Raw genomic sequence first — 23,060 nt, forward strand, 5'->3', positions numbered from 1 at the left:
CGTGAGCATTTTCCAGCGCAGCACGCAAGGGCCAATGGCCCGCAGCGAAACAAGGGTTTGCGAAGCAAACCCTTGGACTTCCCGTCGCCCGCTCCATAAGATAGATGAATGGCTCTAGTTCCTTTTGGGACCAGAGCCATTTTCGTAAGTGTACGAGGTGCGGGAATCGATGCCGCCTCACCTAAGTTGCGGTGAAATACGGGCTGTCGTTTGGCTTTTGCGAACCCATTGAAGGCCGGGGTAGCTAATTTGGGACGGGGCTGTTTTGACTACTCTAGCGATAGGCTGGCAAATGTGGTCAAAAAAGCCCTGTCCCTAAATGACTGGTCCGGTGCTGAGCCACGAAAGCGGCCCATCTACTACGTTTGGCCCGCAGGGGTCGACCATAGCGGCATTTTCGGAAAATCAGCAAGCCGTCTACCAGCGGTTTTGATATTTCGGATTTCGGTATGGTCGAGGGTAATCGGTTAAACGTAGTAGATAGGCCCATTTCGTGGCGAACAGTAGGATTCGCGGTCCAAGGCTGTCGGTTTCGGATGGCCAACCTGGAAGTTGCGGTGGAATAGTTCCTAAAAGGCCCGTGGAAGCTTGAAAACAGGAACTATTTCACCGCAACTTAAGAGGGGATGGGCTGAGGGGCGGGCGATGCCGTTGTCTGTCGGTTAGTGGCGACCGTGGTGGCGGAGCTTGTCGATGGTGGAGTCGGTGCTTCGGCTGCGGGCTTCGGCTGCGGTTTGGCGCTTGTGGCGGTAATCGATCATGCCTTGGATGATGGGCTTGCCAAAGCTCACGACATCATCGTTGTAGATGGCGGTTCGGGCTGCGAGGAGGCAGTCGGTAAAGTCCATATGGGTCTTGCCAAAGAGTTTGACGGCAAGGGCGACAACGGTGGGCTCGTCGACCATAACGTCATCGAGCAGCCTTTTCATGGCCGCGGCAATCTCAACGCGGGGAACCTTATAGACGTCGCGCAGCGTGACCACGACGCGCGTGATGATTTCGGGGTAGACACGAGCGGTGCGCGTGGCGATGACCTTGGCGGCGCGCGGTGACAGGACCTCGTCGTCGTTAAGCAGGTAGCGCAGGATGACGGTCTCGTCGATGATGGTGCTACTCATGGATATCTACTTCCTCGGGACCCAAAATCGAATCGTCGCTTTCTGTGGCAAGGTACTCAATCCAGGCATTGCGCTCCTCGGAGCGGCGATTGGGGTCCCCATAGGCTTTGAGCGATCCATAGGCGGCGGTGCCATCCTTTGAGCGCACGGCGACCGGCTGAAAGGGGAGCTTGCGCATCAAAATGCTTTGCGCGACAAATAGACGGACAGCCTCGGCGAGCGATGTGCCCATGGCGTCGTAGAGACGCTCAGCATGCTGCTTGTCTTCCTCGCGAATGCGCACCTGCAGGATGGCTCGTTTTTGAGTCGATGACATCACTGGCCTCCCTTAATGAGCGTGCAATTTGAATAGTCAAATACAGCAGTGGCTAATAATAGCCAATCTTACAACCACTACTTTATTGCACTAGAGTAATTGAGTGTAAACGATATTACAAACGTACTACATCCTTCAGAAATGAGCGTGAAATCTTTCTTGGGCGTACGCGTGTAATACACTCACCTTTATATCCTATCGAGAATAATTCCAACCTGCCAAAACCCCTGCAATACACCCGTATTGCAGGGCCTATCCTCAAGTTTGCCACCTGCAACTGCGTATATTTAACCTGTATATCGTTGGAGGAATTCTATCGAAGTGCCTGTTTCGCCGCATGCGCTCGATACGCCGATGCCGGACCACGGGCGGTCCGGGGCAACGTCGACAGGGTCTCTCCGGCATGGGATTCAGGAGGGAGTGAACAACATGGGCAATAAACGAGTCGTAGCCGATTCTTCGCGCTGCATTGGGTGCCAAACCTGTATGGCGGCGTGCATCGAGGCACACGATATTCCCGGCAACATCGCCGCACCTCGCTTGCGCGTAACGCGCACCTACGAGATCTCCGCGCCGGTGGCATGTCACCACTGCGAGGACGCTCCGTGCGCGAAGGCCTGTCCTACGGGCGCCTTGTTCTTTGATCCAAAGAACCATCGTATCGGCGTCAACGAGGACAACTGCATCGGCTGCAAGAGCTGCGTCATGGCATGCCCCTTTGGCGCCGTGAGCGTGGCGACCACGCAGGTCCCCGTCTTGATGGGTGACGTGCGCGTGGGTTCGCAGACCAAGAGCTTCGTGCTCAAGTGCGACCTGTGCGTGGACCGTCCCGGCGGTCCGGCGTGTGCCGAGGCGTGCCCGACCAAGGGCCTCACCCTGGTAGACGAGGAGCGCCTGGCAGAACTGACTGCCGAGCGTGCCCGCGCCACCATCGAAAACGAGGCGTAAACGGCCGGCCATACAGGCCCAATGATTGTCAAATAAGAACCGAGTATTCGGTAGCAGAGAAAGGAAGGAGGGTGTCATGGAGAAGCATAAAGTGATCTGCCCGTACTGCGGCGCCGGTTGCCAGTTTAACCTCCTGGTCCAAAACGGCCAGGTCGTGGGCACCGAACCGCTCAACGGCATCACCAACCAGAGCGAGCTGTGTCTTAAGGGCATGAGCGGCTACGACTTCATCAACGACACCAAGATCTTGACTCCTCGCGTACTGCACCCGATGATCCGTCGCACCAAGGGCGCGGATCTTGAGCGCGTAAGCTGGGACGAGGCACTGGATTTCACCGCATCTAAGATGCAGGCCATAATTGACGAATATGGTCCTAACGCTGTCATGACCACCGGCTCTTCGCGAGGCGGCGGCAATGAGGCGAATTACGTCATGCAGAAGTTTACGCGTGCGTGCATCGGCACCCACAGCGTGGACAACTGCGCCCGTACTTGACACGGCCCTACTGTCCTCGGTCTGATGGACACGGTTGGTTCAGGTTGCATGTCATGCTCCATCCCCGGTATGGAGGATGCGGGCTGCATTTTCCTCTTCGGCTATAACCCTGCCGATTCGCACCCCATCGTCGCAAGGCGTATCGTGCGAGCCAAAGAAAAGGGTTGCAAGATCATCGTCGCCGACCCGCGCCATATCGAAACCGCGCGTATCGCCGATCTCTACCTTCCGATCAAGAACGGTTGCAATGTTGCGTTCCTCAACGCCTTTGCCAACTGCTTGGTCAACGATGGCCTCTACGACAAGGAATTCGTCGCCGAGCACACGAACGGCTTTGACGAGTGGTGGGAGACCATCAAGAACTACACTCCCGAATCCGTACAGGACATCACGGGTGTCGAGCCCGCGTTGATCCACCAAGCTGCCGAGATGTACGCCACGGCGAAGCCCTCTGCCATCATTGGCTGGGGCATGGGCGTATGCCAGCAGAAGCAGAACCTGAAGACGGTGCACACCATCGCCTCCATCGCCTGCGTTGCCGGCCAGATCGGCAAACCCAACTCCGGCCTCGCGCCCGTGCGTGGCCAGAATAACGTCCAGGGCTCCTGCGATATGGGCATGCTGCCCAACCTGTACCCTGGCTACCAGAAGGTCACCGACCCGGCAGTGCGTGCCAAGTTTGCCAAGGCTTGGGGCGTGCCCGAGGAAAAGCTCCCGCTCGAGGAGGGCTACAAGCTCACCGACCTGGGCCACCTGGTCGACGAGGGCAAGGTGCACTGCTTCTACAACTACGGCGAGGACCCGGTGCAGACCGAGCCCGATTCGGCCGGAATGCGCAAGACGCTCTCCGAGCTGGATCTGTTCATTTGCCAGGACATCTTTATGACGCAGACGACCATGCTCGCCGACGTCATCCTGCCTGCCACCTCTTGGGGCGAGCACGAGGGTGTCTTTACCGCATCCGACCGTAGCTTCCAGCACTTTGACGCGGCCGTTCCGCCCAAGGGCGAGTGCCGCCACGACTGGGAGATCTTCGCGGACCTGTCTACGCGCATGGGCTATCCCATGCACTACGACAACACCGAGCAGATCTGGAACGAGTGCATTAGCCTGTGCCCCAACTTTGTGGGCGCAACCTACGAGAAGATGGCTCCCGAGGGCGGTTACGCCCAGTGGCCGGTCAAGAGCACCGATGTGAACGACCACGGTACGCCCGACATGTTCGCTGGTGGCAAGTTCACCACCAAGGACGGTCGCGCCAACCTGATGGCGCACGACTGGGAGGCGCCCTCCGAGCTTCCCGACGATGAGTACCCGCTCATTCTGTGCACCGTCCGCGAGGTCGGCCACTACAGCTGCCGTTCGATGACCGGCAACTGCAAGACGCTGGCGCTGCTCGCCGACGAGCCCGGCTTTGTCCGCATGAATCCCGCGGACGCCCAGGCGCGCGGCATCAAGAACGGCGACATCGTCTCGATCCACAGCCGCCGCGGCCAGGTATACAGCCGCGCCGACGTGAGCGACCGTATCAACAAGGGCACGGTCTATATGACCTACCAGTGGTGGATCGGCAAGTGCAACGAGCTGACCATTCACAAGGTCGACCCGGTCTCGCATACGCCCGAGGACAAGTTCTCTGCCTGCCAGGTCGACGCTATCGCCGACCAGGTCTGGGCTGAGGGCGAGGTCGAGCGTCAGTACACCGAGCTCAAGCAGGCTCTGGTGGACGCCGCCGCTCCTCAGGACGTTGAGCCCGGCGCCGCCAAGTTCGACGACGAGACGCACGTGAATCAAATCGTGTAGTCCCGTTCTCGTTGGCTTTTTGGGCCGGGCGTCCCGTACGTTCGGGAGCCCGGCCCGTTATTTTGAAAGGAAGTGGGGATGAACCGCTTCATCGACATCAACCCGGAGAGGTGCATCGGCTGCGGAACATGCCAGTCCGCCTGTGCCGACGCCCACCGGATGCAGGGTCTTCAGGATACGCCGCGCCTGGCGCTCGTGAAGACCGGCGGTATTTCGGCCGCCCTTGCCTGCCACCATTGCGAGGGTGCCCCCTGCGCCGAGGTCTGCCCGGTGAATGCCATCGAGCACGATGGCGACCGCATCCACGTCAAGGAGCAGGAGTGCATCGGGTGCAGGCTGTGCGCCATCGCGTGCCCCTTCGGTGCCATCCATCCCGATGGCACGTCTATCGCCGGTGTCGCAGGCATGTGCGACCCGACGCCTTCGTATCCTAAGTCCCTGAGCAGCCTGCTTACGTGGACTCCTGGCCAGTACACCTGCGCTGTCAAGTGCGACCTGTGCGCCTTCGATGCGGACGGCCCGCATTGTGTGGCGGCGTGCCCCACCAAGGCGCTGACCGTCATGGGCGGCGCGGCCGATCGCGAACTCGACGAGGCCAAGCGCCTGCGCTCGATTGAAAACGGTCCGGTCGTCGACGTTACCGCTGTGGCCCAGGGCCTGTCCGAGAAAGCAGAAGGGAGCGTAAACAATGGATAGCATGACGCTGTTTATCGCATCGCTTGCCGTCTCGTGCATCGGTGCGCTCGCCTCGGTTCTGCTGATCAAGGCCGATAACGCCGCCAAGACCGCCGGCTGCCTAATCGGCGCCGTCGCCGCGGTGCTTTCGTTTGTGGCCGGTATCCAGGCCGTGCTGGGCGATGTCACGTCGGTCGACACCATCGTGTTCTTCCCGTTTGCCCATTTCCAGCTGCTGCTCAATCAGCTGTCCGGCCTGTTCGTGGCGCTCATCTCGGTGCTCGCGTTTGCCGGTTCGATCTACGGTCTCAACTATTTTGATGAGTACCCGGGCAAAAAGGGCCGCGCCGGATTCTTCTTTAACACCTTCGTGGCGTCCATGATGCTCGTCATCACCGCCGACAACGTGTTTTGGTTCCTGGTCGCCTTTGAGCTCATGTCGCTGACCTCGTACTTCCTCGTCGTGATCGAGGAGAACGAGAATTCCATCCACGGCGGTTGGCTCTACTTTGTGATCGCGCACGTCGGCTTTGTGCTCATCATGGCGAGCTTCCTCACCATGACCAACTTCGCCGGTGGCTCGTTTGCCTTTGCGGATTTCCGCGCCACGCAGTTTAGCCCCGCGGTCGCATCCGTGTGCTTCGTGCTCGCCTTCTTTGGCTTTGGCGCCAAGGCCGGTATCATCCCGCTGCACGGCTGGCTGCCTAAGGCACATCCCGAGGCGCCGTCCAACGTGTCGGCCCTCATGTCCGGCGGCATGATCAAGATTGGTATCTTCGGCATTCTCAAAGTGGGCCTCGACCTGCTCTCCGCTTCGGGCGTTCAGGTTTGGTGGGGCCTTATGGTCATGGTCTTCGGTGCGATCTCGTCGGTTCTCGGCGTGGCCTTCGCCCTGCAGGAGCATGACATCAAGCGCCTGCTGGCCTATCACTCCGTCGAGAACATCGGCATCATTCTGCTCGGCGTCGGTGCCTCCATGGCCGCCATGGCGCTCAACTCGGTCGGTATCGCCGTCCTGGCTCTGATGGCCGCCCTCTACCACACGTTTAACCACGCGATGTTTAAGGGCGAGCTGTTCTTGGGCGCCGGTGCGCTGCTGTACTCTACGGGTACGCGCAATATGGAGAAGATGGGCGGCCTGTTCCGTCGTATGCCGGCAACGGCCATCTGCTTCCTCGTTGGCGCGCTTGCCATCTCGGCCATCCCGCCCTTCAACGGCTTTGTGTCCGAGTGGTTTACCTACCAGTCGCTCTTTAACGCCGCCATGCAGGGCGACAAGGCCGTCATGATCGTGGCCGTGTTCGCTGCCGTCGCGCTTGCCATTACCGGCGCACTGGCTGTCACGTGCTTTGTCAAGGCCTATGGCGTCTCCTTTGCCTCCGCGCCTCGCTCCGAGGCCGCGGCAAATGCCAAGGAGGTTCCCGCCCCCATGGTGTTTGCGCAGGGTCTGCTCGCGGCCATCTGCGTCGTTCTGGGCATTGGCGCTCCCGTGATCGCGCCCGTGCTGGTCGATGTCGCCGCGTCCGTGCTGCATCCGTACGGTGGCGTGTTTGCCGCCGAGGGCATGGAGCTCATGAACCAGTACTCCGGCGCTGCCACCTCCACGCCCGCGATCGCCATTGCGCTCGTGGTGCTCGTCGGCCTTGCCTGCGGTTATCGCAAGCTCAAGACCGTCGGCAAGGTGCAGAAGTCCCAGCCGTGGGCATGCGGCTATGCTCCCAACGAGCATATGCCCGTCATGGCCACGACCTTTGCCTCCGAGGTGTCCTGGTTTATGCAGCCGCTCTACACGCTGCGCGACCGCTGCACGGCCGTCTGCTGGTCCATCGCGCACTTCTTCCAGAAGCTCACCGGTGTGGCCGAGGCTGTGGAGCCCGTACCCGACAAGGTTCTCGTCGATGCCCCGCATAAGGGTGTCGAGAAGCTCGCCGACCTCGCGACTAAGCTCGAGGGCGGCAACTACAGCATCTATATCTGCTATATCGTCGCGGCACTCGTGGTGTTCCTCGTGCTCGCCGTGCAAATGGGTTAAGGAGGGGAGAGCATGAACAACATCGTACTTGCCGTTCTGCAGGGCGTGGTCGTCATGGCCGTCGCGCCGTTCTTCTCCGGTCTCGGCCGCGTGATCCGCGCCAAGATGCACAACCGTCGCGGCCCCAGCATCATGCAGGACTACCGCGACCTGGCCAAGCTCTTTGCGCGCCCCGAGTCCCAGAGCGAGGACGCGAGCTTTGCGCTGCGCATTATGCCTCCGCTGTTCTTCGCCGTCGCCTTTATGCTCGCGATGGGCCTGCCGCTCTTTACGGCACAAAGCCCCATCCCGGTCTTTGGTGACGCCATCACCATCATGTACAGCCTGGCGCTCGCGCGCTTCTTCTTCGCCCTCTGCGGTGTGGATTCGTCCAACGCCTACGCCGGTATCGGCGGCGTTCGCGAGCTGCTTATGAGCGTGCTCATCGAGCCGTCCATGCTGCTGGCGCTGTTTGCCGCCGCCCTGGTGTGTGGCTCCACCGACATCGCCACTATGGGTCAGCACATCATGACGGGCGCCGTCGACGCGCCGGTCGCCGTGATCCTCGCCGGCATCGCCTTTGCGATCGCCTGCTACATGGAACTCGGCAAGCTGCCGTTTGATCAGGCCGAGGCCGAGCAGGAGCTTCAGGAAGGTCCGCTCGCCGAGCTTTCCGGCCCGTCGCTCGCCATGGCCAAGCTCGCCATGTCCATGAAACAGGTCCTGGTCGTCGCTTGGTTCTGCGCAATCTTCATCCCTTGGGGCGAGCCCGCGACCGTGGGCACCGCCGCCGTTCTGGGTGCCGTCATCTTCCTGGTGAAGTGCCTTATCGACTTTGTCGTATGCGGCGTGATCGAGAACTCCTGCTCGCGCTCGCGTTTTAAGGTACTCGGTAATCAGACCTGGGCTGTCGTGGGCATCGCCGTTCTGGCGTTTGTCTTCGTGGTCGTCGGCGTGTAGGAGAAGGGAGAAACAATGTCATTTGCAGTCAGTCTGTCCCTTCTCGGCTTGGTCGCTATCGCGGCCCCGATGGTGGCCTCGGTGCTCGTCGCCCTGTTCCCCCGTCCGTACGCCAAGTGGTTCAGCGTTTTGGGTGCCGCCGTCTCGACGGTCTGCACCATCGCCCTCGCCGCGAATTTCGCTGGCGCCGGCATGCCCGACACGCAGGTCCCCCTGATCTCGTTTGGGCAGACCCTCGTCATGGGATTCACCTTCGATCGCATGAGCACGCTGCTCGCGCCCGCCTTTGTGGGTATCGGCCTGCTTGTCGTGATCTATTCGATCCCCTATATGAGCGAGAACAACCGTGAGCATCCCGACGCGCCGCGTCGTCGCTTCTACGCGTACCTCGCGACCTTCATCGGCGCCATGGCCGGCCTCGTGTACAGCTCGACCCTTTTGGGCCAGCTCGTGTTCTTTGAGATCACGGGCGCGTGCTCTTGGGGCCTCATTAGCTACTACATGACGCCTACGGCCAAGAAGGCCGGCATGAAGGCCCTGATCATCACGCATATCGGTGCGCTCGGCCTGTATCTGGGCGCTGCCATCGTGTTTGCCCACACCGGCACCTTCGCCATTACCGCGATTGCCGGCCTCGATGCCAAGCTCAAGGCTATCGTCCTTTTGCTCGTGCTGTTTGCGGCCTGGGCCAAGTCCGCACAGGTTCCCATGTACATGTGGCTGCCTTCGGCCATGGAGGCACCGACGCCTGTTTCGGCCTACCTGCATGGTGCCTCGATGGTTAAGGTCGGCGTGTGCGTGTTCGCGCGTGCACTCGTCTCTGCCGGCGAGATTCCCGAGATCGTGGGCTGGGTCGCCATTATCGACGCCATGGTCACCATGCTCTTTGGTTTCCTTATGTACCTGCCGCAAAAGGACATGAAGCGTCTGCTGGCCTTCTCCACGATCGCCCAGCTCTCCTATGTGTTCTTTGGTCTGGGCCTTTCGGTCTTTGGCAGCCAGCTGGCCTTTGATGGCGCCGTGTGCCACATCTTTAACCACGCTTTCGCCAAGACGCTGTTCTTCCTGATCGCCGGTTCGTTCTCCTTCACGCTCGGCACGCGTATGCTGCCCAAGCTTCGCGGCATCGTAAAGAAGTACCCGATCTCGGGCGTGGGCTTTGGTGTCGCCGCGCTCGCCATTGCCGGCGTGCCGCCCATGAACACGTTCTTCTCGAAGTTCCAGATCATCGCCGGCGGCTTCTCTGTTGGTGCCGGCAACGTTGCGATCCTGGTGCTCGTGTGCATCATGGTTGCCGAGACCGTCGCCACCTTCGCCTGGTTCCTCAAGTGGATGGGCTATTGCCTGCCCGGCGAGCCGAGCGAGGAAGTCGCCGCTGGTGCACCGCTCCCCAAGGCAATGGCATTCGTGTTCATCGTACTCATCATCATGGTCATCGTCAGCGGCCCGCTTTCGGCCAGCTGGATCGGTTAGGAGGTAGAACGACATGGGTTATTCGATCGTCAACATCCTTGGCGGCCTTCTGATCGTCACGTCCACCATGGTGGTCGTCTCAAAGAACATCAAGCACGCCATCAGCTGGTATGCGGTGCAGTCGCTGGTGCTTGTGGGGTTGCTCGCCACGCTCGGTGCCACTACCGGTGCGCAGGAGCTGCTTATGTGGGCCGGATCCGCCTTTATCACCAAGGTCGTCCTGGTCCCTTACATCCTCAACCGCGCATACAAGAAGATGGGCGAGCCGAGCGACGCATCGCTCAAGGCCGGCCTTAAGCCCGCGTGGGCCATCTGCATCATCGCCGTCGAGGTCGCGATTTGCTTTGCCGTCGTGACGCAGATCAGCCTGCCCACGGCCGAGGTCGCAACGCCTGCGCTCGCTATTAGCTTCGCTCACTTCTTTGTGGGCCTCACCTGCATCATCTCGCAGCGCAACATCATGAAGCAGATCTTTGGATACTGCCTCATGGAAAACGGCAGCCACGTGACGCTCGCGCTTTTGGCCCCCACCGCTCCCGAGATCATCGAGATCGGTATCGCCACCGACGCCATCTTTGCCGTCATCATCATGTCCATCGTCGTGCGTCGCATTTGGGACGACTCCCACTCGCTCGATGCGCGCGACCTGTCCGAGCTGAGGGGGTAGTCCATGGAAACGTTGATTCTCGCCCTGCTCGCGACTCCTTTGGTGTTCTCGCTGATCATGGCATTTTTGCCCAAGAACACGTCCTATAACGTGTTTGCCGGTCTCAACCTGGTCTCCGTCGCAGCCGTCCTGGTGCTGTCGATTATGACGGCCGGTGACGTCCTTATGAGCGGCGACACCGCGAGCGCTCTTGGCCTGTGGTTTCACCTCGATTCGCTGGGCGCCATCTTTGTGCTGCTCATCGGCTTTATCGGTTTTCTTACGGGGCTGTTCTCGCTGCCCTATGTAAAGGCCGATATCGAGGAGGGCTCCATGCCCGCCGAGCGCGCCAAGCAGTATTTTGCGCTGTTTAGCCTGTTCGTGTTCACCATGCTGCTCGCGTGCCTGTCCAACAACATGATCCTCACGTGGGCCGCCGTGGAGGCAACCACGCTTTCCACCGTGTTCCTCGTGGGTATCTACAAGAACAAGACGGCCCTCGAGGCTTCTTGGAAGTATGCGATGGTCTGCACCGCCGGCGTGGCCTTTGGCCTGTTCGGTACGCTGCTGATCTACGCCAACGCCGCCGACGTGATTCCCAACGCCCACGAGGCCGCATTCCTGTCGTGCGTGCTGCCGTATGCCGACCAGTTCGACCCGACGCTCATGCGCCTCGCCTTTGCGTTTATCGTGATCGGCTTTGGCACCAAGGCCGGCCTGTTCCCCATGCACACTTGGCTGCCCGATGCCCACTCCCAGGCCCCGAGCCCTGTTTCGGCCCTGCTCTCGGGCGTGCTGCTTAAGTGCGCCATGCTTGTGATCATGCGCTTCTACGGCTTTACCATCCAGGCCGTGGGCGCCGAGTATCCGCAACTTTTGCTGCTGATCGTCGGCACGCTGTCCATTTTGGTGGCGGCACTTTCGATGTTTCGCCAGGACGACCTCAAGCGCCGCTTTGCGTACTCGTCTGTGGAGAACGTGGGCGTTATCGCCCTGTGCCTGGGTATCGGTGGCCCGCTGGGTATCGCCGCGGCCCTGCTGCACTGCGTGTTCCACGGCTTTACCAAGACGCTTGCCTTCTGCGTGTCCGGCAACATCCAGCACGCCTTTGGCACGCGTAGCCTGGCTAAGATTCAGGGTGTCGTCGAGGTTGCCCCCGCAACCGCCGCGCTCGCCATCCTGGCGCTGCTCGGTCTTGGTGCCTTCCCGCCCTTTGGCATGTTTATCTCCGAGTTCCTGACTTTTGTCGCCGGTGTCACTGCCGGTCCCATGTGGCTGGTCGTCGTGGTCGCCCTCGGTCTTACCGTGGCCATCTCCGCGCTCACCCGCATCGCACTCAAGTCGGTGTTCGGCCATGCGCCCCAGGGCATGGGCAAGCATGAGGCCCCGGCGCTCATGCTTATCCCCGAAATCATCCTGGCCGTCATGATCTTGTGGTTTGGCATCGCCACCCCGCTGCCTCTCGTGCACGGTGTGGAGACCGCGACCGGCATCGTGCTCGAGCAGAGCACCGAGGAACTTCACGCGACGCCGATGTACCGCGCTGTGTTCGGTACCGAGACCGCTCAGAGCGAGGTGGAGTAACGAATGATTGAAACTGAGAACAAGGTGTATGCCCGTCGCTGCGAGAGCCATGTCGAGGCCCTGCGCCGCGCCGTTCCGGGCTGCATCGAGAAGGTCGAGTGGCAGTGCGAGGACCAGCTGACGATTACCGTCAAGCAGGACAAGCTGCCCGAGGCCGTCCACTACCTGTATTACGAGCGCTACGGCTGGATTCCCGTGATTATCGGCAACGATGAGCGCAGCCTGTGCGGCCGTTACGCCGTGTACTACGTCATCTCCATGGAGGGGGAGGATCCCGGCTGGGTGACCGTGCGTACCGAGATCGATCCCGCCAAGATGACGTTCCCGTCCGTGACGCCGTTCGTCCCCGCCTGCGTGTGGGGCGAGCGCGAGCTGCGCGACATGTTCGGCCTGATCCCCGAGGGCCTGCCCGATCGCCGTCGCCTGGTGCTGCCCGATGACTGGCCCAGCGGCCTGTACCCGCTGCGTAAGGACTCCATGGACTACCGCTTCCGTCCCGCTCCCGCGAGCGATATGGAAAACTACGAGTTCTTGGCCGATACCAAGGGCAAGGAGACCACGCTCGTCCCCATGGGCCCGTTGCACATTACCTCCGACGAGCCCGGCCACTTCCGCCTGTTCGTTGAGGGCGAGACGATCGTGGACGCCGACTATCGTCTGTTCTACGTGCACCGCGGCATGGAGAAGGTTGCCGAGACGCGCCTGAACTATGACGCCGTGACGTTCCTCGCCGACCGCATCTGCGGCATCTGCGGCTGCGCCCACTCGGTGGCCTACGCCGAGGCCGTCGAGCGCGCCCAGGGTATCCATGTCCCGCCGCGCGCCCAGTACATCCGCGCCATCATGCTCGAGGTCGAGCGCCTGCACTCGCATCTGCTCAACATTGGCCTGGCGTCGCACTACACGGGCTTCGACTCCGGCTTCCAGCAGTTCTTCCGCGTCCGCGAGAAGTCCATGGACCTGGCCGAGAAGCTCTCCGGTCACCGCAAGACCTACGGCCTCAACGTGATCGGCGGCGTGCGTCGCGACATTTTGGCCGAGCAGAAGCTCTCCACCCTCACGACCATCCACCAGCTGCGCTCCGAGGTTCAGGAGCTCGTCGACGTCTTGCTCTCGACGCCCAACTTTATTGAGCGTACGAGTGGCATCGGCATCTTGGACCGCAAGATCGCACGCGATTTCTCGCCGGTCGGCCCGCTCATGCGTGGCTCGGGCTATGCCCGCGACGTGCGCTTTGACCATCCCTTCGACGGCTACGCCGATCCGGACGTCCAGAAGATGCACGCCGCCACGGCCGACACCTGCGATGCCTTCGGCCGTACCGCCGTTCGCATCCAGGAGGTCTACGATTCGATCGACATGATCGAGACCATGCTCGAGAACTGCCCGTCGGGTCCCATCCTCACCACGGATTGGGAGTACACCCCGCACAAGTACGCCATCGGTGCCACCGAGGCGCCGCGCGGCGAGGACGTGCATTGGGCCATGCTCGGCAACAACCAGAAGTGCTACCGCTGGCGCGCCAAGGCCGCCACGTACAGCAACTGGCCGGTCCTGCGCTACATGTTCCGCGGCAACACCGTGGGCGACGCGGCGCTGATCGTCGGCTCGCTCGACCCGTGCTACTCCTGCACCGACCGCGTGACGGTGACCGATGTCGCCGCCAAGCGCGACCACGTGCTCGATAAGGAGCAGTTCGAGAACGTCTGGCGCGACAAGTCGCCGCTTGCGGGCGAGGGCACTATGGCCGCTCCGCTCGATGAGGAGGCGCTCTAATATGCTGAAGCTTTGGAAGGTAAACGCCAAGGCCGGCGACGCGACGGTCAAGTACCCGTTTGCGCCGTTCCCCACCAACAAGGACATGCGCGGCAAGCCCGAGCACAATGCCGAGCTCTGCATCGCCTGCGGTGCCTGCGGCGTGGCGTGCCCGGCCGATGCCATTCGCATGGACACCGACCTTGCGGCCGATACCATTACCTGGTCGATCGACTACGGCCGCTGCATCTTCTGCGGCCGCTGCGAGGAGGCCTGCCCCATGGAGGCCATCAAGCTCACCGAGGAGTTTGAGCTGGCCGTCATGAGCAAGGACGACCTCACCAGCAAGAGCGTCTACACGCTCGAGCACTGCTCGCGTTGCGGCAAGCCGTTTGCCCCGCACAAGGAGATCGACTACGCCAAGCGCCTGCTGCAAAAGACCGGCGGCATGGAGGCCATCCAGGCCGCCCGTACCGTCGGTATGTGCCAGGAGTGCAAGCGCGAGCTCGACGCCCTGCGCGCCGCATCGGCCGTAAAGACCGGCAACGCGCACGGCATGGCTGCCAACGAGACGCTTGCGTCCGGTGAGCCCCAGGGCCCCGGCATGGAGTATCTGGGCGGCCACGGCGTGAACCCGGAGTATATCGACCGCGAGCTCAACCCCGATGCGCCCGAGATTCCCGCCGGTCCGGCGCCGGTCGAGGGCATCATCATGGATTTTGAAACGAAGGAGGAGTAACCATGGCCGAACCCACGCTTTTGCCCGAGCGGCTCCAGTACCGCCCGACCAAGATCGAGCTCGACGAGAGCATCGAGAAGGCCAAGGCGACCCTTCTTAAGAAGATCAAGCGCTCGGTGTACGTCTACCGCGTTGACTGCGGCGGCTGCAACGGCTGCGAGATCGAGATCTTCGGTTCCATCACGCCCGTCTTCGACGTCGAGCGCTTTGGCATCAAGGTCGTGCCTTCGCCCCGTCACGCCGATGTGCTGCTGTACACCGGTGCCGTGACGCGTGCCATGCGCATGCCGGCCCTGCGCGCCTTTGAGGCTGCACCCGATCCCAAGATCGTGGTGTCCTATGGCGCGTGCGGCTGCACCGGCGGCATCTTCTACGACAACTACTGCGTCTGGGGCGGCACGGATAAGATTCTTCCGGTCGATGTCTACATCCCCGGCTGCCCGCCCAGCCCCGCGCAGACCATCTACGGCTTTGCCATGGCGCTCGGTCTGCTGGACCAAAAGCTCCATGCCGAGACCACGGTGGAGGCCGCCGGCGAGCAGGCCGATATCCTGCACCCCGGCGTGCCGTACAAGCTGCGCGTTGCCATCGAGCGCGAGGCTCGCGCCATGAGCGGCTACCGTTACGGCCGCGACCTGGCCAACGAGTTTATGGACACGCTCGAGGGTGCGCCCAAGGGCGATATCCGCGGTGCCATGGCGCTGCTCATCGACAAGCAGGACGATCCGCGTCGCGTCGAGGTGTACTCGGCGCTGCAGGATCTAGTGCTGGCCGGAGGTCGCTAGATGGAGCTCACGGACCGCTCTGGTTACTTTGCGGGCCCCGGCATGCTCGGCGGCTCTTTTGGCGATGCCTCGCGCGCAAGCGACGAGGCCGCCGAGGGCGTCGCCGACCCCTGCCTGGGCCATGCGCCCGACCAGGTGGTCTTCTACGAGCTCACGCGTAAGTTTGTGGAGACCGAGGAAGACGTTCCCCAGGAGGCCTGCGACGTGCTGTACTACACGCTCGCCGTGGGCCACCACACCGGCGTGCTCGATTGCTTTGAGCCGCGCCTGTCGGTGCCGGTGGATGTGTTCTATTCGCTCGTCGACGCTCTGCCTGAGGGGGAGGCCAAGACCAAGTTCGAGGCCATCCGCTCCTTTGGCGAGTGCCAGCTCGACAAGGCGGCGGTGCCGTCGCTGCTCGAGGCCTGCGATGCGCTGCTCGAAGAACGCGGTTTTCGTGGGTCGGCCAAGGCCGGCATCTCGGTGTTCGACGACGACTTTGGCCTGCATGCCCAGCAGGTCGCGTTTCTGATGAAGTTCCGCGATCTGGTTGAGCGCGTGCGCGATGTGTCGGGCGTGTATCTGACGGGGAGGTTGCAGTAATGGGTCGCGTTGTGGATGGACGTGTGAACGGCGCCCCGTTTGCGGGTATCGTGCTCACGGCGGGAAGCGTGCTGCGTGCCGACGATGCCGCCGGCCCCGTGCTTTCCAAAAAGATGGAGGACGCGCCGCTTGCCGGTTGGTACACCATCGACGGCGGCCAAACGCCCGAGGACGACATCATCGAGGTCAAGCGCGAGCGTCCGCCGCGTCTGGTCTTGGTTGATGCCGCCGACATGGCACTGCCCGTCGGGTCCATCCGTTTGCTCGACAAGCGCGATGTGGCCCGCAAGTCGATGTTCACCACGCATTCGCTCCCTTTGTCGATTCTGATCGAGGAAATCGAGCAATCGTGTGATGATATCGTCTTCGTTGGGATTCAACCGGGCGACACGGAGTTCTACAACCCCATGTCCCCGGAAGTCTTTGACGCCGTCGACGCCGTGTATAACGCCGTGGCTGCCAACGACTTTTCCCACTTTGTCCGCTTGGGGCAAGAGCAATAGGTGCGCTTGTCCCTGCTGATTAGGAAAGAAGTGATTGACATGGCAGATTCCAAGGTGGAGTATCCCGCTCCCGATTGCCTGGCGCCCGCCGCGATCGAGGCCAAAACCGAGGCCGCCGGCGTAACCAAGGCCAACCTGCCGGTCGCAAAGGCCTTTGTTTTGGCGATGTTCGCCGGCGCGTTCATTGCCTTCGGTGGCCTGTTCTTTACCGTGTTCTTGAGCGATAGCACGCTGGGCTGGGGCGCCCAGCGCGTCGTGGGCGGCCTGTGCTTTTGCCTGGGCCTGGTGCTGGTGCTGGTGTGTGGCGCCGAGTTGTTCACCGGCAACTCGCTCATGGTCTGCGCGCTCAAGAGCAAAAAGATCACCCTGGCTCAGATGCTCAAGGCATGGCTCGTCGTGTGGCTTGGTAACTTTGTCGGTGCCCTGTTCATCGTCTTTTTGGTGTACATGGCCGGCATTTACAAGCTCAACGGCGAGGCGGTCGCCAATTCCATGGTGAGCGTCGCCGCCGGCAAGGTGACGGTCGACTGGGTGACGATCTTCTTCCGCGGCATCCTGTGCAACATCTTTGTGTGCCTGGCCGTGTGGATCGGTACCGCCGGCAAGACCGTGGTCGATAAGGTCGTGGGCATTCTTCTGCCCATCGCCGCCTTTGTGGCCTGCGGTTTTGAGCACTGCGTCGCCAACATGTACTTTTTGCCCATGGGTGCCGTGATGCACGCGTGCGGCTATGGTGCCAAGGTCGCCGGCGCCGATGCGCTCAACGCCGCGGGCATTGCGTTTAACCTGTCCGCCGCCACGCTGGGCAACATCGTGGGCGGTGCGGTTCTGATCGCGCTCGGCTACTGGTTTATCTACGCCAAGAAGTCCGAGGCGTAAGGTACCGTCTGTTTGACGTTGGGCCTCCCGCGGGGCGTTGCCGTGCGGGAGGCTTTTTGGGTCCGGGACTCGTTGCCGGGCTTTTGGCCTGTTGTGTTTGGCTGATGAAAGGGGTAATCGAGATGGCATCTGCTGTGAAGCGTGACGGTCGCGCCGTGGTGACCACATGCGGGGGATGCTATGCCGATTGCGCCTTTGCGGCCCATGTTGAGGATGGACGTGTGGTGGCTGAGCTGCCGGTTGCGGGGCATCCGTGCGCGGCGCGAGCCCTGTGTGCCCGCGGACGGCATCGCCTGGCAATGCCGTTTGACGAGCGTGACCGGATTTTGCATCCCATGCGCCGACGAGCTGATGGCTCGGGGTTCGATGCAATTTCGTGGGATGAGGCGTTCGCGCACATCGCAGCGCGCCTTGGGGAGATTGTTGACGAGCGCGGGCCTCGTTCGCTGGGCATGACGCTCGGGGTGCCCTCGTTCGACCGCTACTGGGCGCATCGCTTTATGCATGCGCTGGGCTCGCCCAACGTATACGGTGCCGACGGTGCCTGCGAGGTAAGCCGTCTCACCGGCTGGGAGCACAGCCTGGGCTATAGTCCCGCTTCCGACCTGGCGCATACCGATTGCATCATGTACCTGGGGCGTTCCATTGTCGATTCGTCGACGATGGGGGCCGTTGATGCGCTCAACGATGCCCGTCGCCGTGGGGCGAAGATTATCGTGGTCGACCCCCGGCGCAGCGGTTCGGCTGCGCTTGCCGACCGCTGGCTGCGTGTGCGCCCGGGTTGCGACCTGGCCTTGCTGTTGGGCATTGTCCACGTGTTGATTGCCGAGGATCTGTACGACCGCGAGTTTGTTGCCCGCTATACCACAGGTTTTGACGAGTTGGCGCAGGCAGCCAGTGCTTGGACGCCCGAGTGGGCCGAGTCGATGTGCGACGTGCCGGCGGACGATATCCGTGCGACTGCGCGAGATTTGGCTGCCGCGGCGCCTGCTGCGGTGGTGGACGCTGGCTTTCATGGTGGCATCGGCATTGCGTATGCCAACAGCACCCAGACCGCGCGTGCTATCTGCCTGGTCGATGTGCTGCTGGGCTGTATTGGACATGCGGGTGGCGCGCTCAATCCGCCCACGCCGCTTGTGTTGGGCGACCTCGATCCCACGCGCTTTGCGACGCCGCCGGTGCCGCGCGAGCCCAAGCTGGGGTCCGAGCGCTATCCACTGGTCGATCCGGTGCGCGGCCTGTGTACGACCATTGGCCAGTCCATTCTTGCCGGTGACCTGCGCGGGCTCATCGTCTATGCCAGTAACCCCGGTGCGGGCTATGGCAATGCACAGGCTTGGTTGAGTATTTTGCAGCAGCTCGACTTGCTCGTGACGATTGATATTCGCTGGTCCGAGACGGCGCGTGCTTCTGATTTCGTGCTGCCTGACGTGACGTATCTGGAGGCTGACCGCGGCGTGGGAACGGTGACAGGCGCCAACGATGCGCGCGTGTTCTACCGCAACGCCGTGCTGCCTGTGCAGCATGACGACACACGTCCCGGTCGGGAGATTTTTGCCGGTCTGGCGCAGGCGTGTGGCGTGGGCGAGTACTTCCAGTTTACGTCCGACGATCTGGCCGCCGCCCAGGTGGCACCGTTTGGGATCGATCTTGCCGCACTCAAGGAGCGAGGCTGGGCCGACACGGGTGTTGCGTTGCCGTCGCGTACGGGCGAGCCGGCGATTCCCCTGGATGGCGGCAAAATTGCGCTGGCAAGCGACGTATGGGAACGAGCCGGTCTGGGTCGTGTACCCAACTGGATCGCTCCCATGGTGGAGCCCGACCCAGGAATGTTTCGCCTCATTAGCGGCAATCGACCCTTTGAGTCGCATACCTCGCGCAGGCTTGCGGCCCAAGGTGCCGCCGAGGCTGGATCGGACCTGGATGCCGTGCAGATGAATGCCGATGCTGCTACGCGCATGGGCATCGCCGACGGCGAGATCATCGAGCTCGTGAGCGATATGGGCCGCGACCGCGTGCGCGTGGAGACGACGCCGTATCTGCATCCGGCGTGCATCTTTACATCGGCCGCCCCCGGCGGACGTTCGTTTGGCGCCGATGCCGGTGGCGCTCAAGCCTTGGGCGTGGGCCCGCTCGACCATACGCCATTGCGTTGGGACCCGTTGACGGGCGCCGCGCTCACCCAGGAAAACGCCGTTCGCGTGGAAAAGATTGTCGCGCGCGGGGATAATGACGAGTAATTGACTCAGCTGATGTATTCGACTGATCCACGTTTCTTTTGAAAGGCCGCACATGAGCGATAGCCAGAAGATGTCCGATGAGGTGCGCGCCCACCTGCGCGCCATTCCTTCCGTCAACGAGCTGCTTACCGAGTGGCCGGTGGTGAAGGCGGCGGGGGAGACCTGCGACGCGGTGGCGCATGCCGCCGTCACGGCCGAGCTCGACGAGGAGCGCGCCGCGATTCGTGCCGGCGCCGCTCCGCGTTCCAAGCGCGAGTTAGCCTCGGCCATTGAGTGGCGCGCTCACCGTTCTGCGCTGCCGAGCCTGCGCCCCGCCGTCAACGCCACGGGTGTTGTTATCCATACCAATCTGGGTCGAGCCCCGCTCGCGGAGTCGGCCGCCAAGGCCGTGGCCGAGGTCGCGCGCGGCTACAGCACACTCGAGTACAGCGTGGACACCTGTTCGCGCGGGTCGCGCAAGGAGCATGCCGCGCAGCTGATTCGCTCGCTCACCGGTGCCGAGGACGCGCTCGTGGTCAACAACAACGCCGCCGCGGTGCTGCTGGTGCTGGCAACCCATGCCGCGGGCAAAGAGGTCATAGTCAGCCGCGGCGAGCTCGTCGAGATCGGTGGCAGCTTCCGCATCCCCGACGTCATGGCGGCTTCGGGCACCAAACTCGTCGAGGTCGGCGCCACCAACCGCACGCACCTGGCAGATTATGAGCAAGCCATCACACCCGATACGGCCATGATCCTCAAGGTTCATCCTTCCAACTATCGCATCGAGGGCTTTCACGAGGAGGTAGGCTCTCGGGAGCTTGCCGCCCTGGCCCACAAGCATGGCCTGCTGTTCTACGAGGACCAGGGGTCGGGCGCGCTGTTGCCCGACGACATCTTGGTGCGCGGAGGCGAAGAAACCACGCCGGCTTCGGTCGCGGCGGGGCTCGATATCGTGTCATGCTCGGGCGATAAGCTGCTCGGCGCCGCGCAGGCGGGCATTATCATGGGTCGTCGCGACCTGGTCCAGGCCTGCGGGTCGCATCCGCTTATGCGTGCCCTGCGTCCGGGTAAGCTTGCACTGGCGGCGCTCGAGGCTACACTGCGCATTTACATGGACGGGGCGGATGTGGCCCATCGCGAGGTGCCGGTACTCAACATGCTCACGCTTCCGCAGGCTCATCTGGAGCGTCGCGCACGCAAGTTGCGCGATCTGATGGTGGCGGGCCTCGATAAGGCTGGCTGCCCGTGCGCCGTTCAGGTGGAGATCGTCGAGGAGTCGTCGACTCCCGGTGGCGGCTCGCTGCCTACCGTCGAGTTGCCCACCATGTGCGTTGCCGTGCGTCTTGTCGATGAGCGTCTTTCCGTTGACGCACTCAAGCGCTCGCTCGTCCAAGATTTCGACACTCCGGTCGTCACACGAACCTCGCACGATCGCATTTTGTTTGACGTCCGTACGCTCGTGGGCGACCGCGATATCGAGACGGCGGCGTCGACGCTTGCCGCATGCGTTGAGAAGGCGATTGCTCGATGAGTGAGGTTCAAGCGCTGGTGGAGTGTCCCGTTATCGTTGGCACGGCGGGCCACGTTGACCACGGTAAGTCGGCGCTGATCGAGGCGCTGACCGGCAAGAATCCCGATCGTCTGGAGGTCGAGCGTCGTCGTGGCATGACGGTGGAGCTTGGCTTTGGCGAGCTGGCGCTGCCGAGTGGCAAGATCGTGGGCCTGGTCGACGTGCCTGGGCATGCGCACTACCTGCGCGCCATGGTGCAGGGTGCCACGGGCATCGACGTTGCCGTGTTGGTGGTATCGGGCGTCGAGGGCGTGATGCCGCAGACCCGCGAGCACGTGCACGTGCTGGAGCTGTTGGGCGTCACACACATGGTGGTCGCGCTGACGATGTGCGACCTGGCCGACGCCGAGATGACCGAGCTCGCCGAGCTCGATGTCGATGACTTTTTGTCGGGTACCGTGTTTGCGGACGCGCCGATCGTGCCCGTGTCATCCAAGACCGGCGCGGGGATCGATGACCTGCTGGCTGCGCTCGACGAGCAGGTTGCCGCTTGCTGGGATTCCTGCCGCGACCGTGCCGAGCGCACCGATGCCGCGCCGCGTCTGCCCATCGACCGCTGCTTTACGATCAAGGGCGCCGGTACCGTGGTGACGGGAACGTTGCACGATGCGCCCGTCGCGGTGGGGGATGAGCTCGTCGCGTTGCCGTCGCGTACGGTCTGTCGCGTGCGCGGGATTCAGGTGCATGGCGATACGCCGCGAGCACTGCCCGGACAGCGCGTGGCGCTCAACTTGGTGGGCGATGGTGTCGCCGCGCTCGATCGCGGTGAGATGCTGGGCGTGGCGGGCCACTTTGGCCAGACGATGCGCTTTATGATGACGTTTACGTATTTGGGTCGCGAGGGAGCTAAGCCGCGTGTGCTCGAGTCGGGTGCGCGTGTGCACGTGATGGCGGGTACGGCTGAGGTTGTCGGTCGCATCATGTTCATGGAGGGTGAGGCCCCCATGGCGGTGGGCGAGACCCGTATCGTTCAGGTGCGCTTGGAAAACTCGCTGCCGCTACGTGCCGGGGACCATGCCGTAGTGCTGTCCTATTCGCCCGTGATGCTTGTTGGCGGCGGGCGCGTGCTGCTTTCGCGCTGCCGTCGCTCGCGCGAGCTTTCTGAAGGGGAGCGTGCGCTGTATGCGGCGCTCGAGTCCGGCAATATCGCGGGCGGTGTGGGCGCTTGGCTGGCGCTACAGACGCTGCCGGTTACGGCGATTGATGTTGCCGCGGCACTGGATCTTGTTGCCGGCGATGTCGACGCTGCGTTGCGCGAGTTGGTGGCGAAGGGCGCTGCTCGCGCGCTAGCTGGCTCGGATGGCTCGCTGTATGCAGATGCTTCCGCGCTCGATGCCGCGATGGGTGCGCTGGCGGCGACCCTGTCCGCCATGCACGCGGCTGCCCCCAAGGAGACGGGCTTTACGCCCGGCGCCGTCGCCCATGCTGCGTGGCCTACCGCTGATGATGCCGTTGCCGCGGCGTTGATTGCCGAGGGCTGCGCCCGTGGCGTGTGTGCCTCCGAGGGTGCCGAGGTGTTCGACCCGCACTCCGCTGCCGCCGCGGCGCGTGTGGTGCGCGAGGCCTGTGAACGTATCGTTGCCTTGCTGGACGAAGCCGGCCTCGATGCGCCGACGTTGCCAGAGGTGGGCGAGCAGTTGCGGCTCGATCGCGACACCACGACGCGTGCCCTGCGCGAGCTTTCGCTCAACCGCGCGATCGTTAAGGTCGAGCGCGACGTTGCCCTGTCTGCTGCTGCCGAGGCCCATGCGCGTGAGCTCGTCGCCGCCGCCATTGAGGCAGCCGGCGGCGCCGCCACCACGAGCGTGCTGCGCGAGGCGCTAGGTGTGTCGCGCAAACGTGCCATCAGCATCTTGGAGCACCTGGATGCCGTGCGCTTCACGGTACTCGACAAGGATGCCGGCGGCCTGCGCTCGCTGCGCTAGGCCGGTCACCCGCCCCCGCCTCCTCAGTTGCGGTGAAATAGTTCCTGTTTTCGGCATCTAACGCCAAACCAGG

19 protein-coding genes are annotated in these 23,060 nt (G+C 62.6%); 17 read left to right on the forward strand and 2 right to left on the reverse strand.

Annotated features, from left to right (window positions below; genetic code table 11):
* Positions 1 to 662: 662 nt before the first annotated feature.
* Together I2G43_RS05460 and I2G43_RS05465 are read right to left on the reverse strand one after the other, a co-directional pair.
* A complete protein-coding gene (locus tag I2G43_RS05460) occupies positions 663 to 1,118 on the reverse strand; it encodes a PIN domain-containing protein (protein ID WP_195535387.1) in 456 nt (151 codons plus the stop codon).
* Positions 1,111 to 1,434, reverse strand: coding sequence for a type II toxin-antitoxin system RelB/DinJ family antitoxin (locus tag I2G43_RS05465; protein WP_117765829.1), 324 nt, complete (start codon positions 1,432 to 1,434; stop codon positions 1,111 to 1,113). Before I2G43_RS05465 ends, I2G43_RS05460 begins: the two co-directional genes overlap by 8 nt.
* 429 nt (positions 1,435 to 1,863) lie before the next feature.
* On the opposite strand from I2G43_RS05465, the gene I2G43_RS05470 reads away from it, so the two are divergent.
* The 17 genes from I2G43_RS05470 to selB all read left to right on the forward strand — a co-directional run bounded on the left by I2G43_RS05470 (position 1,864) and on the right by selB (position 22,987).
* The gene (locus I2G43_RS05470) at positions 1,864 to 2,382 is read left to right on the forward strand and encodes a 4Fe-4S dicluster domain-containing protein (protein ID WP_022095206.1); all 519 of its coding nucleotides are present in this window, start codon (positions 1,864 to 1,866) and stop codon (positions 2,380 to 2,382) included.
* 76 nt (positions 2,383 to 2,458) lie between these two features.
* Complete coding sequence (gene fdhF, locus I2G43_RS10610; protein ID WP_082421866.1) at positions 2,459 to 4,681, forward strand: formate dehydrogenase subunit alpha; 2,223 nt, start codon at positions 2,459 to 2,461, stop codon at positions 4,679 to 4,681.
* A 78-nt stretch (positions 4,682 to 4,759) separates the two neighbouring features.
* Positions 4,760 to 5,377: a 4Fe-4S dicluster domain-containing protein gene (locus I2G43_RS05480; protein WP_195535388.1), complete on the forward strand. Its 618-nt coding sequence runs from the start codon at positions 4,760 to 4,762 to the stop codon at positions 5,375 to 5,377.
* Complete coding sequence (gene hyfB, locus I2G43_RS05485) at positions 5,370 to 7,388, forward strand: hydrogenase 4 subunit B (RefSeq protein WP_195535389.1); 2,019 nt, start codon at positions 5,370 to 5,372, stop codon at positions 7,386 to 7,388. The genes I2G43_RS05480 and hyfB overlap by 8 nt, the downstream gene beginning before the upstream one ends.
* Before the next feature lie 12 nt (positions 7,389 to 7,400).
* A complete protein-coding gene (locus tag I2G43_RS05490; protein WP_195535390.1) occupies positions 7,401 to 8,327 on the forward strand; it encodes a respiratory chain complex I subunit 1 family protein in 927 nt (308 codons plus the stop codon).
* A 15-nt stretch (positions 8,328 to 8,342) separates the two neighbouring features.
* Entirely contained in the window at positions 8,343 to 9,800 is a 1,458-nt protein-coding gene (locus I2G43_RS05495) for a hydrogenase 4 subunit D (protein WP_195535391.1), read from the forward strand.
* 13 nt (positions 9,801 to 9,813) lie between these two features.
* Positions 9,814 to 10,467: a hydrogenase 4 membrane subunit gene (gene hyfE / locus I2G43_RS05500; protein ID WP_195363860.1), complete on the forward strand. Its 654-nt coding sequence runs from the start codon at positions 9,814 to 9,816 to the stop codon at positions 10,465 to 10,467.
* Between the two features lie 3 nt (positions 10,468 to 10,470).
* Positions 10,471 to 12,030 (forward strand): hydrogenase 4 subunit F, encoded by a 1,560-nt coding sequence (locus I2G43_RS05505; protein WP_195535392.1) that lies wholly within the window; start codon positions 10,471 to 10,473, stop codon positions 12,028 to 12,030.
* Positions 12,031 to 12,033: 3 nt separating this feature from the next.
* Positions 12,034 to 13,806, forward strand: a complete 1,773-nt coding sequence (locus tag I2G43_RS05510; RefSeq protein WP_195535393.1) for an NADH-quinone oxidoreductase subunit C — start codon at positions 12,034 to 12,036, stop codon at positions 13,804 to 13,806.
* Between the two features lies 1 nt (position 13,807).
* On the forward strand, positions 13,808 to 14,524 hold the full coding sequence (locus tag I2G43_RS05515) for a formate hydrogenlyase complex iron-sulfur subunit (protein WP_195520786.1): 717 nt from the start codon (positions 13,808 to 13,810) through the stop codon (positions 14,522 to 14,524).
* Positions 14,525 to 14,526: 2 nt separating this feature from the next.
* Positions 14,527 to 15,309: an NADH-quinone oxidoreductase subunit B family protein gene (locus I2G43_RS05520; RefSeq protein WP_022095195.1), complete on the forward strand. Its 783-nt coding sequence runs from the start codon at positions 14,527 to 14,529 to the stop codon at positions 15,307 to 15,309.
* Positions 15,310 to 15,891, forward strand: coding sequence for a formate hydrogenlyase maturation HycH family protein (locus I2G43_RS05525; protein WP_195535394.1), 582 nt, complete (start codon positions 15,310 to 15,312; stop codon positions 15,889 to 15,891).
* Positions 15,891 to 16,394 carry a hydrogenase maturation peptidase HycI gene (gene hycI, locus I2G43_RS05530; protein ID WP_195535395.1) on the forward strand — a complete coding sequence of 168 codons (504 nt, stop codon included), beginning with the start codon at positions 15,891 to 15,893 and terminating at the stop codon, positions 16,392 to 16,394. The genes I2G43_RS05525 and hycI overlap by 1 nt, the downstream gene beginning before the upstream one ends.
* Positions 16,395 to 16,433: 39 nt before the next feature.
* Positions 16,434 to 17,273, forward strand: a complete 840-nt coding sequence (locus tag I2G43_RS05535; RefSeq protein WP_195535396.1) for a formate/nitrite transporter family protein — start codon at positions 16,434 to 16,436, stop codon at positions 17,271 to 17,273.
* 122 nt (positions 17,274 to 17,395) lie between these two features.
* Positions 17,396 to 19,513 carry a molybdopterin-containing oxidoreductase family protein gene (locus I2G43_RS05540; RefSeq protein ID WP_195535397.1) on the forward strand — a complete coding sequence of 706 codons (2,118 nt, stop codon included), beginning with the start codon at positions 17,396 to 17,398 and terminating at the stop codon, positions 19,511 to 19,513.
* Positions 19,514 to 19,565: 52 nt separating this feature from the next.
* A complete protein-coding gene (selA, locus tag I2G43_RS05545; protein ID WP_229071607.1) occupies positions 19,566 to 21,023 on the forward strand; it encodes an L-seryl-tRNA(Sec) selenium transferase in 1,458 nt (485 codons plus the stop codon).
* Entirely contained in the window at positions 21,020 to 22,987 is a 1,968-nt protein-coding gene (gene selB / locus I2G43_RS05550; protein WP_195535398.1) for a selenocysteine-specific translation elongation factor, read from the forward strand. The genes selA and selB overlap by 4 nt, the downstream gene beginning before the upstream one ends.
* Positions 22,988 to 23,060 lie beyond the last annotated feature (73 nt).

It is taken from the genome of Collinsella aerofaciens, from assembly GCF_015557435.1.
GTDB classification, from domain to species: domain Bacteria; phylum Actinomycetota; class Coriobacteriia; order Coriobacteriales; family Coriobacteriaceae; genus Collinsella; species Collinsella aerofaciens_Z.